Raw genomic sequence first — 15,354 nt, forward strand, 5'->3', positions numbered from 1 at the left:
GAGCCCGCGGATCAGTGCTGGGGTGTCAGCCTCTCGTGCATGGACCAGGCCTGGTCGTCGAGGATGACCTGCACACAGCGTCCTGTCGTGGAGTTGACCACGATGGGGGCCAGGAGATTGACGGTGGTGCCGTCGCCTCCGGGGTTGGCCACCACGAGCACCATCGCGTCCTCCCCTGTTGTGAGGTCGAGTGCCGACCCCTGTACATCCGAGATCTCCGGAGAGTATTCGGGCAGGAAGACGCCGGCGTCGAGCACGAAGAGGCGGATGCGGTCGTCGGCGGCGGACTGCAACGAGTAGACCCCGGCGGCCCCGGCGATGTCGTCGAGGGTGAAGTCGAGGAGGGGCTCGAGCCCGGGAGGAGGCGTGAGGAAGGTGAGGGCCGCGCTCATCGCAGGAAGTCCATGAGGGTGGGCTGCAGCACGCGCGCGGTCACCGCGAGCGCGGCGCGGTAGGTCGTCTCCTGCACTTGCAGGTCGAGGATCACCCGGGCGAGATCGATGTCCTCGACTCCGGAACGCTGCGCCTCGAGGGCTCCCGAGTGTTCCATGTTCGCCTCCTGGGCTCGCTCGATTCTCGCATCTCGGGTGCCGACGCCGGCAAGCTGCTCGACGACGGCGGTGATTCGTGCGTCGACCGCCGAGAGGCGCGTGCCGATGTTGACTCCGGCGCGCAGGTCGGCGGCGATGCCGTCGATCAGGGCGAACGCCGACAACGGCCCGGTGCCGAATGCCGCGGCACCGTCGACGTCGACGCGCACGGTCTGGTCGTCGCCGACGCGGCGCTGCACAGAGCTGCCGGGCGCTCCCGTGTGCGCGTACCCGGCGTCGAAGGCCACGCCGGCGTCGGAGGTTCCGGCGAAGACGCTCCGGCCCAGGTAGCTCGAATTGGCCTTGCTGAGCAGGTCAGCGCCCAACGACTCGAGCTCCAACGCGATCGTGTTGCGGGCGGTCGTCGAGAGAGCGCCATCGTTTGCGCCCTGCACCGTGAGGTCGCGCACGCGGCCGAGAACATCCAGTGCGCCCGAGAGGGCGGACTCGGTTGTCGCGAGCCAGCCCATGCCGTCGGCGATGTTGCTGCCGTACTGCTCCGTCGCGCGCTGCGCCGTTCGCACCCGCAGCGATTCGGCCATCGCGGCAGGATCGTCTGAGGGCCGATCGAGCGCCTTCTGGGAACTCGCGCGGTCCTGGATACGGGCCAGGTCGTTCTTGGCCGACTGCAGGTTGCGCGCGGCGGAATCCACCATTGTCTGGGTCGTCACTCGCGAGATCATCGGCTACCTCCCCACGATTCCGGTTCGGTTGATCAGGGTGTCGAGCATCTGGTCGATCGCCGTCATGACCCGCGCCGAGCCCTGGTAGGCGGTCTGGAAGGTCATGAGGTTCACGTTCTCCTCATCGAGGTCGACGGAGGCTGCCGAGCGCTGGGCGCCGACGGCCGACTGCGAGGCGAGCTCGGCGTTCACCGCCTGCTGGGCATCCGACTTCGTGGTGACCCCCGTGCGCACGACGGCCTGCGCCCAGAGCGCGTTGGGGGACCCCGGCGCGAGGCGCAGCTGGGCGATGGCATCGGCGATGGAACCGTCGAGGCCGCCGGCCCCCGGCGTCGCCGCTGACAGCTCGCCGACGTTCGTGGGGATCACGACGAGCCCCCGGGCCGCGGGCACGCCAGCGGTGAGCTTGAAGAAGTCGTGGCCCGTTGTGCCGTCGGGCCTTGCGCCGGTCTGATGCACGGCGTTGACGGTGCTCGCAAGCGAAATAGCGAGCGCGTTGTACGACGAGGCCAGTTCGGCGAGGGCGCCGCCGCCGCCGGCCGAGGCGGGGGCGAGCAGGGAAAGGGTGCCCGCAATCCGGCCGCCGTCGAGGCTGACGGTGCGGCCGGGGCGGTCCGCCCACTCGAGTGTGACGGGGCTCGTCGTCGCGTCCTCGAGGCGGGTGGATCCGACGACCCGGATGCCGTGGGCGGTGTCGCCGGAGACGATCGCGTTGCCGCCGACCGTCACATCGATCGTCCCGTCATCGTGGGGCCGGATCGTCGCCCCGGTGAGGGAGGAGATCGTCGTGGCGAGGGTCGCGCGCTGATCGACGAGCTCGTTCGCGGACCCCCCGGCTGCGGTCGTCTGCCGGATCGCGGCATTGAGGTCGGCGATCCGGGCGGCGGCGGCATTGACCTCGACGACCATGGAGGCGGTTTTGCCCCGCAGCTCCGACCACTGTCCGACGGCCTCGCCGTAGGAGGAGGCGATGCGGGAGGCGAGCGCGCCGGACTCCTCGAGCAGTACGCGGGCGGCAGCTGGCTCCCCGGTCTGGTTGGAGAGCCCCTGCCAGGCTGCCCAGAAGCCGTCGAGCTGCGTCGACAGTGCGTTCTCGCCCGGCTCGCGCAGGGTGCCCTCGAGATCCATCATGGCCTCGGCGCGTGCGAGCCAATAGCCGGCTGTCGACGCCGTGCCGTTTACCCGGGCGTCAAGGTATTCGCTTCCGAGCCGGGCGATGCCGTCGACCGAGACCCCCTCGCCCGGTCGCACACCACTCGAGAACATGCCGGCGAGGTTCGAGGCGGCAACCGAGCTCGTCGTCACGCGCTGCCGGGTGTAACCCTCGGTGTTCGCGTTCGCGATGTTCTGCCCGACAACGTCGAGGCCCTGGCGCGCGGCCACGAGACCGCGGTAGGCGGTGTTGAGTCCGCTGAAGGTGCTCACGCGCGCTCTCAGAGGCTCGTGTCGAACAGGCGGCCGCCGGCTGAGACGGAGTCGGATGCCCCGGTGGAGTCGTAGGTGCCGCCGGACGACCCGGTGGTGGCAAAGGTTTCCTGGGTCGACCGCAGCGCCTCGCGCAGAAACGTGTCGTTCGAGTCGCGCACGCGCTTGATCTCGGCGGTGACGGTCGTCATCGCGCGCAGATGGGCGGAGAAGATGTCGGACCAGGGCCCGTCGGGCGCCCCGGCGACGAGGTCGCGCAGGCTTGCATCCTCGGTCGTGCTCCACTCGAGGGCGACGGCGGCCACCTCGACGCTGCGGGCGAGACCCGCGGCGCGCAGCCGCTCCATGACCTGCTCGACCTCGCGGGTCGCGTGCTGGATCCAGCGCGACCGGCCGGCGGTCAGCAGCAGCTGTTCCTCCTCCAGTTTGAAGAGCAGCAGCTCGAGAAGCTCGCGTTCGCGCCACAGCAGAGCGGAGAGTTCGTTGGCGCCCACGTCTCCTCCTCTTCTTGTCATTCTCTTCTTGTCAGTGGGTAGTCGCGAAGAGGCGGGCATCAATGCCCGTGTTCTCCACGTGGTTCTCAGCAACTGTCGGCAAGCGTAGCCGCGACGTTAGGGAAATCCCGGCTCATTTGGCGCCGGAACCGGCGGCACCGTGCCTCGAACTGGGGGCGGGCGTCCTGCAGAACAGTCGTTCTACTGCCGATAGTGTGAGCCACGGAGAAGTTCGAGAATTAGTCCCGAACGTCTCCACCCGTTCCACCCTTGTACCGACGGCCCGAAACCAGGTACGTACCATCTCGCGCTCCGGCGCGGGAGTCGCGCATCCAGTCCAGGCCGAACGTCCAAGGGGTCCACTTCGTGAATCGTGCAGATCGCAACAAGCTCGTCGTCGAGAACCTGCCGCTTGTCGGCTACCTCGTCTCCGAGGCGTGGGCGAGGGCGACGCACCTCTCGCGCGATGACCTCGCTTCCGCCGGAACGGTTGCGCTGATCACCTCGGCCGACGCGTTCGATGTCAGTCTCGGGGTTCCGTTCGGCGCCTTCGCCCGCCGTCGCATCATCGGCGCCTTCGCCGACGAGATGCGCGCGGGGGACTGGGCGCCCCGTTCGGCCCGTCGTCGCATCAAGGAGACCGTCTCGGTGCAGGAGACACTCACTGCCTCGCTCGGGCGAGCGCCGAGCGTCGACGAGATCGCGGCGGCCCTGGGAATCGACAGTGCTGCGGCGAAAGTCGCGATCGCCGACTCGGCACGCACGCTCACGGCCCTCGATGACTTCGCCGGCGACTATCTCGCCGCCGACATCCCGCTGCCGGAGGAGAGCCTGCTCGTGACCGAGCGCCTCGCGTACCTCCGGGCGGCGGTCGACGCCCTCCCCGAACGGATGCGCGGCATCATCGAGCAGGTCTATTTCGAAGACCGATCGGTCACCGAGATCGCCGCGTCTCTCGGCATCACCCACTCGGCCGTGTCGCAGCTGCGCGCGGAGGCGGTGCGGCTGATGCGTGACGGCCTCGGCACCCACTACGCCGACGATCCCGAGTTCGCGCATGCCCCCCAGTCGCGTATCGCCGCGTCGAGCCGCACGGCCTACCTCGCTCGTGTGGCCGACGAGGTCATCGCCGGGGTCGCCCAGGTGCAGCGCGCCTCCCCGGCCTGCTGAACCGCCGGAAAAGTTTTGTCGCAGCGTTCCTAACGAGCGCCGCGCGAGTGCCGATAGCTTCTGTTGCCGGCCCACGGATGGGTAGGCGCACCACACCCAGTCACGGAGGAACTCACCATGGGCATGCAGATCAACACCAACATCGCGGCAAACAACGCGTACCGCAACCTCGCCACCACCCAGAACGACCTGTCGAAGTCGCTCGAGAAGCTCTCAAGCGGACTTCGCATCAACCGCGCCGCAGACGACGCAGCCGGCCTCGCCATCTCGGAGGGCCTCAAGTCGCAGGTCGGTGGCCTCACGGTCGCCGCCCGCAACGCGCAGGACGGCATCAGCGTTCTGCAGACCGCTGAGGGCTCGCTCAACGAGGTCACCTCGATCCTCCAGCGCGTCCGCGACCTCGCGGTGCAGGCCGGCAACGACTCGAACAGCCCGGAGTCGCGCACCGCGATCCAGACCGAGGTCACCGCGCTGAGCAAAGAACTTACCCGCATCGGCACCTCGGCCAACTTCAACGGCACCAAGCTGCTCGACGGCACGGCCAACCTGACCTTCCAGGTCGGCGCTGGTTCCTTCGCGGCGGAAGACCAGATCGCCGTGGACCTGACGGGTACGAGCATCGCGGCCCTCGGCACCACCATCGGCGGTCTCATGTTCGACTCCGCCGCCAACGCGCTGACCACTATCGCAGCGCTCGACACCGAGATCACCGCCATCTCCACGGTGCGCGCCGACCTCGGTGCGCAGCAGAACCGCTTCGAGAGCGTCATCCGCAACCTTGCCGTCTCGAAGGAGAACCTCACGGCTGCCGGTTCGCGTATCCGCGACACCGACATGGCCGAGGAAATGGTCAAGTTCACGCGCTCGAACATCCTGTCGCAGGCCGGCACCGCCATGCTCGCGCAGGCTAACCAGTCCAACCAGGGCGTTCTCCAGCTGCTGCGCTAAACCGCGCAACCGACCTCCGGGCCCCGCCCGGTGACCTGCGGCCGGTGGAAGCGGCGGATGAACTGGACCTCATCCGTCGCGCCCCACCGGCCGTTTTTTCACATCACGACGACCAGAAGACCCACACCAGAATCCCCAGGGAGGACGCGCCATGTCGCTCGCCATCGACGGCCTCGTCAGCGGACTCGACACGACGGCGCTCATCAACTCCCTCATGCAGCTCGAGGCGGTTCCGCAGACCCTGCTCAAGAGCAAGGTCACCGCCTCCCAGGCCTACATCTCGGCACTTCAGGGCCTCAACACCAAAGTCGCCGCGGTCGGCGAGCTCGCGGTCACGACCGCCAAGCCCCAGGCCCTCGACCTCTACTCCACGACGAGCAGCTCGGACAAGGTCACCGCGACCGCGACGACGGGAGCCCAGGCGGGCGAGATCGACCTCGTCGTCGGGCAGCTCGCCCAGGCGCAGAAGTCGGTGACGGCGGCGATGTCGGTCTGGGCCGACGACCCGCCCGTGCTGACGATCGTCGGCAGCGATGGCACCGAGACCCAGGTCACCGCCGCCTCGACCTCCCTCGACGCGGTCGTCACGGCGATCAATGCGGCAGGCGCGGGCGTCACCGCGACGAAGGTCTCGGTGGGCGGGGGCGAGTTCCGGCTGCAGCTCTCCTCGACCGAGACAGGAGCAGCCGGCGCCTTCTCTGTGCACCGCGACACCGCGGCGGGCGCCGACATCTTCGCCGAGGTGGGCGCCGCCACCGTGCGGACCGCCGCCAACGCCGAGGTCACGCTCTGGGCCGGCTCGGCCGCCTCGCAGACGATCTCGTCTCCGACGAACACATTCGCGAGCCTGATGCCCGGGGTCTCGATCACCGTCGCCGCGGCATCCGTCACGCCCGTGACCATCGGTATCGCCCGCGATGATGCGCGAATCGGCGATGTTGCCGCACGCCTCGTCACCGGTCTGAACGACATTTTCGCGCTCATCTCGTCTAAGTCGGCCGTGACCACCGGCACGAGCTCCACGGGAGCCACGACAGTCTCCGGCGGAGCATTCGCCGGCGACAGCACGGTGCGCGACGTGAACCGGCGCATAATGGCGGCGGCCTCGCAGCCGATCGACGGCAGGTCGCCCTCGGAGTTCGGCATCGTCATCACCAAGTCGGGCACGCTCGAGTTCAACGCGGAGAAGTTCGCCGCGGCGCTCGCGAAGGACCCCGCGGCGACCCAGGCGGCGCTCCAGAGAATCGCCAGCCGCGTCGGGGACGCCGCGGGAGTCATCTCGGACAAGTACGACGGACTCCTCACGGGACGCATCACCGGCCAGCAGTCGAGCCTGCGGGATCTCAGCGACCGGATCAGCGACTGGGACATCCGCCTCACAACGAGGAGATCGACCCTCGAGCGCACCTACTCGGCGCTCGAGGTACAGCTGAGCTCGCTCAACGCGCAGTCGTCCTACCTCGCCAGCCAACTCGCCTCACTATCGGGATCGAGCAACTCTCAATGACGATGACCACCGGCGCGAGCGCGCTTCGCTCGCAATACAACCGCGACGCCGTGCTCTCGGCGAGCCCCGTGCGGCTGCTCACAATGCTCTACGACCGGCTGATGCTCGACCTCGGCCGCGCGGAGGCGGCGCAGCAGGCGCAGAACTGGGCCACTGCGACCGAGAACCTGCTTCACGCCCAGGCGATCGTCTCCGAGCTGTCATCGTCGCTCAGGGTCGACGTCTGGGAGGGAGGGGAGGGGCTCCTCGCGATCTACAACTATGTGTCGAACTCCCTTATCAACGCCAACATCCACCGCGACGTGGCGCGCACCAGAGAGAGCATCGAGCTGCTCGAGCCCTTGCGCCGCTCGTGGCACGAGGCGGCGGAGTCGCTGCCGGCGGCCCCGGCGTCCGGCCGCGCCGCGGCGGGGACGCTCGGCATTGGCTGACGCGCACGAGGCATGGTCGGTGCTTCTCGACGACCTCGAGGCCGCCGCGAACCGGTCGGAGCAGGTGGCGCCGTCCGCAGCAGGGCCGTGGGTCGCCCCCGAGCTCGGCCCGATCCCGGAGGCGCTCGTCGATCGCGCTCGCCGGGTGCTCACTGCTCAGCTCGCCGCGGCCGAATATCTCGAGGGCCGCCGGGACGAGGCTGCACGCCATCTCGCCGCGCTGCGCGTGGTCCCGCAGGACGAGGGCGCTGGCATCTCGGTCTATCTCGACGTCACCGGGTGACGCGGGGCTCCACCACACATTCGTGACGTGTTCGCCTAACGCCGCGCGACCTTGTGCCGATAGACACCTGTGACGAGCACGGATCGCTCACCTTCAGGCCACGGATAGGCCGTTACACAACGAATAGGGCCCTCGTGTTTAATTCCGTGACTTCGGCCGCCATCGACAGTGCGCTCGATGGGCTCGCGCTGCGCCAGCGCGTGATCGCCAACAACATCGCCAACGTCAACACGCCGAACTACCAGGCCCAGCGTGTGATGTTCGAGGATGCCCTCGCGGCGTCGGTCCAGGCAGGAAGCGGCCGGGCAGACGCCACGACCGCCCGCTCGCTCGAGCCGACGCGGCTCGATGGCAACAACGTGAATCTCGACACCGAGACCCTCTCGAACATCGACACTGTTCTGCGCTTCCAGTTCGCGGCCCGCGCGGCCGAGGGCGCGTTCTCGAGTGTGCGTACCGCGATGAGGACCAACTGATGACGTTCGACGCGATCGGAATCGCCAGCACCGGGCTCACGGTGCACCGAAAGTGGCTTGACGCCGTCTCCGACAACCTCGCCAACATCAACACCGTGAAGCCGACCGACGGGTCGGCGTTCCAGGCGAGATACGTCGTCGCCGAGGAGGGGCAGGGAACGACGGGCGTCTTCGTCGCCGGAGCGGCCTATGGCAGTGAGGAGGGCAGGCTCGTCTTCGAGCCCGCCCATCCCCTCGCCGACGCGGAGGGCTACGTGAGATACCCCGAGATCGACCTCGCCTCGCAGATGGGCCAGCTGATCATGGCCCAGCGGGGCTACCAGGCGAACGCGGCGGTTGTCGACCGCGCCAAAGACACCTACGAGGCTGCCCTGCAGATCGGACGCTCCTGATGATCATTCCGGCACTCACCGCAGTGCAGCCGACGAACTACCTGCCGTCCGCTGCGCCCGCCGCCTCCCCGACCGGAGGAGCCGACTTCGGCGACCAACTCGGCGGCGCGATCACCAACCTGCAGGCGCTGCAGGGAACCTCCGGCGACCTTGCGGTCAAGGCGCTCACCGGCAACCTCAGCGACATCCACCAGGCGACCCTCGCCTCCACTCGCGCGCAGGTCACCCTCGAACTCGTCGCCGCGGTTCGAAACAAGGGCGTCGATGCGTTCAACGAGATCATGAGGATGCAGGCCTGATGCCCGCCCAGGTCACCTCGATGCTCGGCCGGCTGTCTGCCGCGATCGCGAAGTTCACGGTCGCGCAGCGCACGATCGCGATCATCGGTGTCGCCGGGCTCGTGCTCGGCGTGGTCGCGCTCGCCGCCGTATTCGGAAAGCCGGCGTACAGCCCGCTGTTCACGGGGCTCGAGGGCGGCGACGCGAGTGCGATCGTCGACCAGCTCCAGTCTTCAGGCGTGCCCTATGAACTCGCCGACGGCGGCGCGACGATCATGGTTCCGGAGGAGAGCGTCTACACGGAGCGGATCAAGGCGGCATCCGCTGGACTCCCGAGCTCGAGCAAGGGCGGCTACGCGCTCCTCGACGACATGGGCGTCACCTCGTCGGAATTCCAGCAATCGGTCACCTACAAGCGGGCCCTCGAGGGGGAGCTCGCGGCGACCATCGAGGGGATCACGGGAGTCAAGACGGCATCCGTGCGCCTCGCGATCCCCGAGGAGACGGTGTTCATGTCGGAGAAGGGCGTGCCGACGGCATCCGTCTTCGTCGAAATGCGCAACGGTGTGACCCTCGCCCAGAGCCAGGTCGAGGCGATCGTGCACCTCACCTCGGCTTCGATCGACGGTATGGCGGCGACCGATGTCGCCGTCATTGACGCCGCGGGCACCGTGCTTTCCGCCGTTGGAGTGGGAATGAGCGGATCGGCGGATGATCGCGCGACCGACTACGAGGCCCGCGTGGGCTCCGCCGTGCAGGCGATGCTCGACAGGGTCGCCGGTCCCGGCAACGCGACGGTCGTCGTCGCCGCCGATGTGAACTACGAGTCCGCCGAGCGTACCGAGGAGACTTTCAGTGCACCGATCGAGAGCCTGGCGCTGACCGAGTCGACGACGAAAGACGTCCGGGTCGGTGCGGGGGGAAATGCCGCCGGCGTGCTCGGCCCCGACAACATCGCCGTGCCGGCCGAGGAGCTCGGGGACGGCGGCTCGACCTCGGAGGTCACCAACCGCACCAACGCGATCAACAAGGTCACCGAGTCACGGAAGATCCCGGCGGGGTCGATCGAGAGGCAGACCGTGTCGGTGGCGCTCAACGCCGACGTCGCGGGGGCCCTCGACGTCGACGAGATCGCCGCGCTCGTGTCCGCCGCCGCGGGAATCGACCCGAACAGGGGAGACGAGGTGACGGTCAAACTGGTCGGCTTCAGCCAGGCCGGTGCGGTCGAGGCCGCCGAGGCCCTTGCCGCAGCCGAGGCCGCCGCCGAAAGCGAACGCACCGCCGAGATCATCCGTACGGCCCTCATCGCCTTCGCCATCGTCATCTCGATCGTGCTCGGTCTGATCTTCTTCGCCCTCCGCTCACGCCGGCAGAAGCGTGAAGCGGTAGACATGGCCGCGCTCAACGAGATCCTGACCGCGCCCACCGTGCCGATGACGTTCCTCAGCCAGCCGGCGCTCAAGCCGCCCCCGGCATCACCGCCCGCCGAGGCCTCCGATGTCGACCGGCAGCGGGCGGAGATCAGCGCTCTCGCGGAGAAAGACCCGGAACGGGCGGCGGACTACCTTCGCGGCCTCATGGATGACAGGCAGCCGGCCTGATGCCCGCCTCTCTTACACTGACAGGCACGCAGAAGGCCGCGGTGGTGCTCCTGAGCATGGACCAGGCCAGCGCCGCCAAGGTCATGAAGCAGTTCACCGAGGCGGAGGCCGAGGAGATCACCGCCGAGATTGTGCGCCTGCGCCGGGTCGACAACATCGTTGCCGAACGCACGCTCACCGAGTTCCTCGGGCTGACCCTCAGCGGCGGCCGGATGCAGAAGGGCGGGCGCGAGGTGGCATCCGGCCTTCTCAAGGCTTCGTTCGGCGACGAGAAGGCTGCGGGTGTCATGCTGCGCGTGGCGACCTCGATGGCCGGTAAGGGCTTCGAGTTTCTCGACGGCATGGACCCCGCGCGCATCGGGACACTGCTCGACGGTGAGCTCCCGCAGACGGTCGCGCTCGTCTTGGCGCACCTCAGCTCCGAGCGGGCTTCCGCGATCATGGCGGAGCTCGGCGACCCACTGCGCACCGATGTGGCGCGCTGCATCGTGAGCTTGGGCAGTGCCACGCCCGAGACGCTGGCGATCGTCGCGGAGACCCTCAAGGCGAGCGCCGGCGTGCCACTGCCTCGCGAGACGATCGAGGTCGTCGGCGGGGTGCAGCCCCTCGTCGACATCATCAACCGGTCGAACCTCGCGACGGAGCGCGCGATCCTGGAGGGACTCGAGGCACACGATCCCGAGCTCGCCGAAGCGGTGCGCGCGCGCATGCTCACCTTCGCCGACATCGTGAAGCTCGAGGACCGAGACGTGCAGAAAGTGCTGAGGGGCCTGGATGTCGCGGTGCTGGCGGTCGCAATGAAGGGAGCAGCCGATGCCGTGGTCTCGGCTCTCAAGCGCAACCTCTCCGAGCGGAATCGTGAACTCCTCGACGACGAGATCGGCTCGACCGGTCCGGTGCGTGTGTCTCAGGTCGACGAGGCCAGGGCCGAGATCGTGCGCTCGATCCGCGACTTCGAGGCGAAGGGCGAGATCGCGATTCGCCGCGGAGAAGAGGAGGAGAGCTTTGTCGATTGATGCCCCGTTCTCGAGAATGACATTCCCGACCGTGCGCGGCTCCGCCGGCGACGCCGCAAGCGCCGCACGCGGCCACTCGGCCGGATACCTCGCTGGTCTGCGGGCGGCGCGCACCGAAGCCGACACACGCGAGGCCGTCCGCGTGGCCGAGCATGCCGCGGCGATGCGTGAGCAGCAGGCCCACCTCGACCTCGCCCTCGCCGCGCTCGGCGCCGCCGCGCAGGATCTGCGCACGCGCACGGCTCCCGTGCTCGCCGACGCCAACGTCATGCTGGCCACAGCCGCCGTCGACATCGCCGAGGCGATCCTCACCCGCGAACTCGACGACGGTGAACGCTCGGCCAGGTCTGCCATCACCCGCGCCTTCGATGGCATCGACCCAGTCCTCGTGCAGGCGGTGCAGCTCCACCCCGCCGACCTCGCGAGCCTGCCGGCTGTCGACATCGATGCGCTGCGCGCCGCGGGTGTCGAGCTCGTCGCCGACCCCATGCTCGCGCGCGGCGATGCTCTGTCACTGCTCGCGGACGGGCAACTCGATGCGCGCATCTCGACGGCGCTCGCGCGCGTGCGCTCAGAGCTGCTGGGGGAGTCGTGACGCTCTCGCTGGCCCGACCGCTCGCCGAACGCGTTGCCTCCGCGCTCGGAGTGGCGCGCCCGGAGCGGATCGGGACCGTGTCGTCGATCGTCGGCCTGGGCATCGAGATTGCCGGCCTCGACTGCGCGATTGGTGACCTCGTGAGCATCGGTGACGGGGTCGGCGTCGACGCCGAGGTCGTCGCGACGACCCGCGACGGCATCCGCTGCATGCCACTCGGCCGACTCGCGGGCATCCGAGCGGGCTCGCCCGCGCGCACGCGCTCCGGAGCGCTGCTCGTGCCGACCGGCTCCGGTCTCTTCGGGCGTGTGATCGACGGCGCCGGTCGCCCGATCGACGGGAAGGGCCCGCTGAGGGCTTCCGCGATGGTGCCGCTCGAGAACGAGGCACCGTCGGCGATGCATCGCTCGCGCATCGACCGGCCGCTGCAGCTCGGGGTGCGCGTGCTCGACACTCTCACGACCGTCGGGTGCGGGCAGCGGATGGGGCTCTTCGCCGGATCCGGTGTGGGCAAGTCGTCGCTGCTCTCGATGATCGCGCGCGGCACCGAAGCGCAGGTGTCGGTCATCGCCCTCGTCGGTGAGCGCGGACGCGAGGTGCGCGAGTTCCTCGAAGACGACCTCGGCGCGGAGGGGCTTGCCCGCTCGATCGTTGTCGTCTCCACGTCGGACGAGCCTGCGCTCATGCGTCTGCGTGCGGCATTCGTCGCCACCCGCATCGCGGAATCCTTCCGCGACGAGGGGGCCGACGTGATGCTCATGATGGACTCGCTGACCCGCGTCGCGATGGCCCAGCGCGAGATCGGCCTGTCGGTGGGGGAGCCCCCGGCCACACGCGGCTACCCGCCGTCGACGTTCTCGGTGCTCGCCAGGCTGCTCGAACGCGCCGGCACGGGCGAGACCGGGTCGGTGACGGGTGTCTACACGGTGCTCGTCGACGGTGACGACCACAACGAGCCGATCGCCGACGCGGCCAGGTCGATCCTCGACGGCCATGTCGTGCTCGACCGCAAGCTCGCGCTCGTGGGCCATTTTCCGCCCGTCGACGTTCTCGGCTCGGTCTCCCGCGTCGCCTCGCGCATCATCGGCACCGAGCAGGCCGCGGCCGCCACGGGCCTGCGCACGGTGCTTGCGGCGCGGCTCGCCGCCCAGGATCTGCTCGATGTCGGTGCCTACCAGCGCGGCTCAAACCCGCTCGTCGACGCGGGTGTCGACCACCGGGCCGAGATCGACGCCTACCTGCGGCAGGGCATGGACGAGCGCTCCACGCCGCCGGAGGCCTGGGCCCGCCTCGAGAACCTCGCCTCGACCCTGAGGGGGGCGTGATGGCGCGCGCCTTCTCCCTCGCCGGCCTGCTGCGCCTGCGACACCTCGAACAGGATGCCGCGGTGGGCGCACTCTCGGCCGCGAACGCGCGGCTGCGGGAGAACCAGATCCGCCGGGCGCGGATCCGATCCGAGCTCGCCGGAGGCGACGCCGCGCCGACCGACAGGCTCGCGCTCACTGCCGTCGCCGTGGCGCGTTCGTCCGCGCGCGGCATGCTCGCCGAACTCGAGGCCCTCGGCAGCATCGAGGCCCAAGCGGTGGAGCGCGCGACCGCCGCGCTCACGAGCGCCCGCACGAAGACCGTCGGCCTCGAGAAGCTCGCTGAGAAGCACCACGTCGAGGTCATCACGAGCGACCTCAAGACCGAGCAGTCGGCCATCGACGAACTCGCCTCTACCGCATGGCACCGCAACCGCGAATCTGAGGCGACATGACGATCATCCAGCGCGAGGCCCTCCCCCTGGCCGCGGGTGCGCGTACGACTCCGCGCCAGACGGATGCCGGTGGCTTCGCCGCCGCGATGGCGGAGGCGACCGCGGCGGGCCCGTCCGGGGAGCGTGCTCGTGCCACCGAGCGTCTGCGCTCCGGTGGTCAGTCACGCCAAGAGTGCTCGCCCGCTGCGGCTGCCAGTGGAGCGGCCGTAGAGCCCGCACCGGTGCTGTTGCCCGGACCGACGAATGCCCCTGTGACCGGGCCGACTCTCGTGCCAACCACGGGCCTGGCATTCGCGCCGGTGATCGCGCCGGTGATCGCGCCCGACGCCGATCTCGCGACCGAGCGGGCAACCGAGTCCGTGCTCGAGTCCGTGCGCAGGACCGTGCCCGAGACCGCCCGGACAGCCGAATCGACGGCCGGCCCGGCCCTGACGGCGACGCTCGGGTCCGATACCGATACCGCCGCTCCGGCTGCACCTGCACCTGCACCTGCCCCTGCGGCAGCGACGGCCGGCGAGCTGGCCGCGAGCGACACGGTGCTCGCGACGGCACCCGTGCCTATGACGACCGGCGCGACCGCCTCCGCGACGCCGGCACCGACCGTGTCGGCACCGGTGCGTGCCGCGGGGGCGACCTCGTTGCCCGTCGCCGCCGTCGAGGCACAGGCAGGGGAGTCGGCACCCGCACCTGTGGGGACCTCCCAGACCACCCCGTCACAGGCGACGCCTCCCGCTGCCTCGGCAACCGTCGCCGCTGCGCCGGCCGTTCCGCTAGTGAACCCGGCCGCGAGCCCGGCCGCGAGCCCAGCAGTGAGCCCGGGCGCGCAGCCCACACCGGCCCCGCTTGCCGCGCAGGTCGCGGCCCCGTTGTTCACCCTCGCGGCCGCCGGCCGCGGCGAGCACCTCCTGACGATCAGCGTGACGCCCGACAGTCTCGGCCCCGTCACGGTGCGAGCCCACGTCACCGGCGAGGGTGTGCGTGTCGAGCTCTTCGCCCCCAGCGACCTCGGCCGGGATGCTCTGCGGGCCATCCTCCCGGAACTGCGCCGCGACCTCGCTGGCGCTGGGCTCGGCGGAACCCTCGACCTGTCGCAGCAAAACGAGCCGGCCGCCGACCGCGAACGGCACCGCCCGCGCGAGCCGAACACCGGCGACGCGCCGCCGGAGCCCTCGGTTGCCGTGGCCTCCCCGCCCGGCTGGGGCGCCCCCTCGACCATCGACGTATTCGCCTAGAGCAGGGACCACCACCATGACGATCGACGCCATCACCGCAGCCAGTACGACCACTCCGACCTCCGTCGCGACGACCGCCCGCAGCCCCAAGCAGACCCTCGACTCCGAGGCCTTCATGTCGCTGCTCGTCGCGCAGCTGACCAACCAGGATCCGAGCTCGCCCATGGACACCAACCAGATGATCGGGCAGACGACCCAGCTCGCGATGATGGAGAAGCTCACCGAGCTGTCGACCACGGGCACCGAGGGCTTCTCCCTGCAGATGCGCGTCGCGGCGACCACGCTGCTCGGCCAGCAGGTCAGCTACACCGGGGCGGACGGGGCGACCATCACGGGGACCGCGACCGCGGTGTCCTTCGCGACGGGAGTACCGCAGGTGACCGTTGGCGGAGCCACCGTCGGCCTTGACGCCGTCTCGGGCATCGCCCGCCCCGCATCCTGAACCCCGTCACCGTCACCGCCACCGTTAGTCAA

At 69.6% G+C, this 15,354-nt stretch carries 19 protein-coding genes; 15 read left to right on the forward strand and 4 right to left on the reverse strand.

What is annotated here, in order from left to right; translation table 11 throughout:
* Window positions 1–11: 11 nt before the first annotated feature.
* Genes fliW through flgN form a run of 4 tightly spaced genes read right to left on the reverse strand, consistent with a single transcriptional unit; the run spans window position 12 to window position 3,192 of the window.
* Complete coding sequence (gene fliW, locus BHD05_RS02185; protein ID WP_161884969.1) at window positions 12–392, reverse strand: flagellar assembly protein FliW; 381 nt, start codon at window positions 390–392, stop codon at window positions 12–14.
* Window positions 389–1,261 carry a flagellin N-terminal helical domain-containing protein gene (locus BHD05_RS02190; RefSeq protein ID WP_335920167.1) on the reverse strand — a complete coding sequence of 291 codons (873 nt, stop codon included), beginning with the start codon at window positions 1,259–1,261 and terminating at the stop codon, window positions 389–391. The genes fliW and BHD05_RS02190 overlap by 4 nt, the downstream gene beginning before the upstream one ends.
* 15 nt (window positions 1,262–1,276) lie before the next feature.
* Complete coding sequence (gene flgK / locus BHD05_RS02195; protein WP_161884971.1) at window positions 1,277–2,698, reverse strand: flagellar hook-associated protein FlgK; 1,422 nt, start codon at window positions 2,696–2,698, stop codon at window positions 1,277–1,279.
* An 8-nt stretch (window positions 2,699–2,706) separates the two neighbouring features.
* Window positions 2,707–3,192: a flagellar export chaperone FlgN gene (flgN, locus tag BHD05_RS02200; protein WP_161884972.1), complete on the reverse strand. Its 486-nt coding sequence runs from the start codon at window positions 3,190–3,192 to the stop codon at window positions 2,707–2,709.
* 366 nt (window positions 3,193–3,558) lie between these two features.
* Here flgN and BHD05_RS02205 point away from each other — a divergent pair, with 366 nt between their 5' ends.
* From BHD05_RS02205 to BHD05_RS02275, 15 genes are all read left to right on the forward strand, one after another.
* On the forward strand, window positions 3,559–4,362 hold the full coding sequence (locus BHD05_RS02205) for a sigma-70 family RNA polymerase sigma factor (RefSeq protein ID WP_161884973.1): 804 nt from the start codon (window positions 3,559–3,561) through the stop codon (window positions 4,360–4,362).
* Window positions 4,363–4,479: 117 nt separating this feature from the next.
* Window positions 4,480–5,310, forward strand: coding sequence for a flagellin N-terminal helical domain-containing protein (locus tag BHD05_RS02210; RefSeq protein ID WP_202614271.1), 831 nt, complete (start codon window positions 4,480–4,482; stop codon window positions 5,308–5,310).
* Window positions 5,311–5,461: 151 nt separating this feature from the next.
* Window positions 5,462–6,817 carry a flagellar filament capping protein FliD gene (fliD, locus tag BHD05_RS02215; protein WP_161884974.1) on the forward strand — a complete coding sequence of 452 codons (1,356 nt, stop codon included), beginning with the start codon at window positions 5,462–5,464 and terminating at the stop codon, window positions 6,815–6,817.
* Entirely contained in the window at window positions 6,814–7,248 is a 435-nt protein-coding gene (fliS, locus tag BHD05_RS02220; RefSeq protein ID WP_161884975.1) for a flagellar export chaperone FliS, read from the forward strand. Before fliD ends, fliS begins: the two co-directional genes overlap by 4 nt.
* The gene (locus tag BHD05_RS02225) at window positions 7,241–7,531 is read left to right on the forward strand and encodes a hypothetical protein (protein WP_161884976.1); all 291 of its coding nucleotides are present in this window, start codon (window positions 7,241–7,243) and stop codon (window positions 7,529–7,531) included. The genes fliS and BHD05_RS02225 overlap by 8 nt, the downstream gene beginning before the upstream one ends.
* Window positions 7,532–7,665: 134 nt before the next feature.
* Window positions 7,666–8,007, forward strand: a complete 342-nt coding sequence (locus BHD05_RS02230; protein WP_161884977.1) for a flagellar basal body rod protein FlgB — start codon at window positions 7,666–7,668, stop codon at window positions 8,005–8,007.
* Window positions 8,007–8,399, forward strand: a complete 393-nt coding sequence (locus BHD05_RS02235) for a flagellar basal body rod protein FlgC (protein ID WP_161884978.1) — start codon at window positions 8,007–8,009, stop codon at window positions 8,397–8,399. Before BHD05_RS02230 ends, BHD05_RS02235 begins: the two co-directional genes overlap by 1 nt.
* Window positions 8,399–8,698, forward strand: coding sequence for a flagellar hook-basal body complex protein FliE (gene fliE, locus BHD05_RS02240; RefSeq protein ID WP_161884979.1), 300 nt, complete (start codon window positions 8,399–8,401; stop codon window positions 8,696–8,698). The genes BHD05_RS02235 and fliE overlap by 1 nt, the downstream gene beginning before the upstream one ends.
* The gene (gene fliF, locus BHD05_RS02245) at window positions 8,698–10,278 is read left to right on the forward strand and encodes a flagellar basal-body MS-ring/collar protein FliF (RefSeq protein ID WP_161884980.1); all 1,581 of its coding nucleotides are present in this window, start codon (window positions 8,698–8,700) and stop codon (window positions 10,276–10,278) included. The genes fliE and fliF overlap by 1 nt, the downstream gene beginning before the upstream one ends.
* A complete protein-coding gene (gene fliG, locus BHD05_RS02250; RefSeq protein WP_161884981.1) occupies window positions 10,278–11,294 on the forward strand; it encodes a flagellar motor switch protein FliG in 1,017 nt (338 codons plus the stop codon). The genes fliF and fliG overlap by 1 nt, the downstream gene beginning before the upstream one ends.
* Window positions 11,284–11,889, forward strand: coding sequence for a FliH/SctL family protein (locus BHD05_RS02255; protein WP_161884982.1), 606 nt, complete (start codon window positions 11,284–11,286; stop codon window positions 11,887–11,889). The genes fliG and BHD05_RS02255 overlap by 11 nt, the downstream gene beginning before the upstream one ends.
* The gene (locus tag BHD05_RS02260) at window positions 11,886–13,214 is read left to right on the forward strand and encodes a FliI/YscN family ATPase (protein WP_161884983.1); all 1,329 of its coding nucleotides are present in this window, start codon (window positions 11,886–11,888) and stop codon (window positions 13,212–13,214) included. Before BHD05_RS02255 ends, BHD05_RS02260 begins: the two co-directional genes overlap by 4 nt.
* Complete coding sequence (locus BHD05_RS02265; RefSeq protein ID WP_161884984.1) at window positions 13,214–13,648, forward strand: flagellar export protein FliJ; 435 nt, start codon at window positions 13,214–13,216, stop codon at window positions 13,646–13,648. The genes BHD05_RS02260 and BHD05_RS02265 overlap by 1 nt, the downstream gene beginning before the upstream one ends.
* Window positions 13,645–14,880 carry a flagellar hook-length control protein FliK gene (locus tag BHD05_RS02270; protein WP_161884985.1) on the forward strand — a complete coding sequence of 412 codons (1,236 nt, stop codon included), beginning with the start codon at window positions 13,645–13,647 and terminating at the stop codon, window positions 14,878–14,880. Before BHD05_RS02265 ends, BHD05_RS02270 begins: the two co-directional genes overlap by 4 nt.
* Before the next feature lie 16 nt (window positions 14,881–14,896).
* A complete protein-coding gene (locus BHD05_RS02275) occupies window positions 14,897–15,322 on the forward strand; it encodes a flagellar hook assembly protein FlgD (protein ID WP_161884986.1) in 426 nt (141 codons plus the stop codon).
* Window positions 15,323–15,354: the final 32 nt, after the last annotated feature.

Origin of the sequence: Marisediminicola antarctica (genome assembly GCF_009930795.1) — a bacterium.
In the GTDB taxonomy this organism is placed as follows: Bacteria; Actinomycetota; Actinomycetes; order Actinomycetales; family Microbacteriaceae; genus Marisediminicola; species Marisediminicola antarctica.

Bases quoted from the DNA above. Each gene is read 5' to 3' on its own strand.
- fliW (WP_161884969.1), bottom strand. From the start codon at position 392: ATGAGCGCGGCCCTCACCTTCCTCACGCCTCCTCCCGGGCTCGAGCCC.
- BHD05_RS02210 (WP_202614271.1), top strand. From the start codon at position 4,480: ATGGGCATGCAGATCAACACCAACATCGCGGCAAACAACGCGTACCGC.
- fliD (WP_161884974.1), top strand. From the start codon at position 5,462: ATGTCGCTCGCCATCGACGGCCTCGTCAGCGGACTCGACACGACGGCG.
- fliS (WP_161884975.1), top strand. From the start codon at position 6,814: ATGACGATGACCACCGGCGCGAGCGCGCTTCGCTCGCAATACAACCGC.
- BHD05_RS02235 (WP_161884978.1), top strand. From the start codon at position 8,007: ATGACGTTCGACGCGATCGGAATCGCCAGCACCGGGCTCACGGTGCAC.
- fliE (WP_161884979.1), top strand. From the start codon at position 8,399: ATGATCATTCCGGCACTCACCGCAGTGCAGCCGACGAACTACCTGCCG.
- fliF (WP_161884980.1), top strand. From the start codon at position 8,698: ATGCCCGCCCAGGTCACCTCGATGCTCGGCCGGCTGTCTGCCGCGATC.
- fliG (WP_161884981.1), top strand. From the start codon at position 10,278: ATGCCCGCCTCTCTTACACTGACAGGCACGCAGAAGGCCGCGGTGGTG.
- BHD05_RS02265 (WP_161884984.1), top strand. From the start codon at position 13,214: ATGGCGCGCGCCTTCTCCCTCGCCGGCCTGCTGCGCCTGCGACACCTC.
- BHD05_RS02270 (WP_161884985.1), top strand. From the start codon at position 13,645: ATGACGATCATCCAGCGCGAGGCCCTCCCCCTGGCCGCGGGTGCGCGT.
- BHD05_RS02275 (WP_161884986.1), top strand. From the start codon at position 14,897: ATGACGATCGACGCCATCACCGCAGCCAGTACGACCACTCCGACCTCC.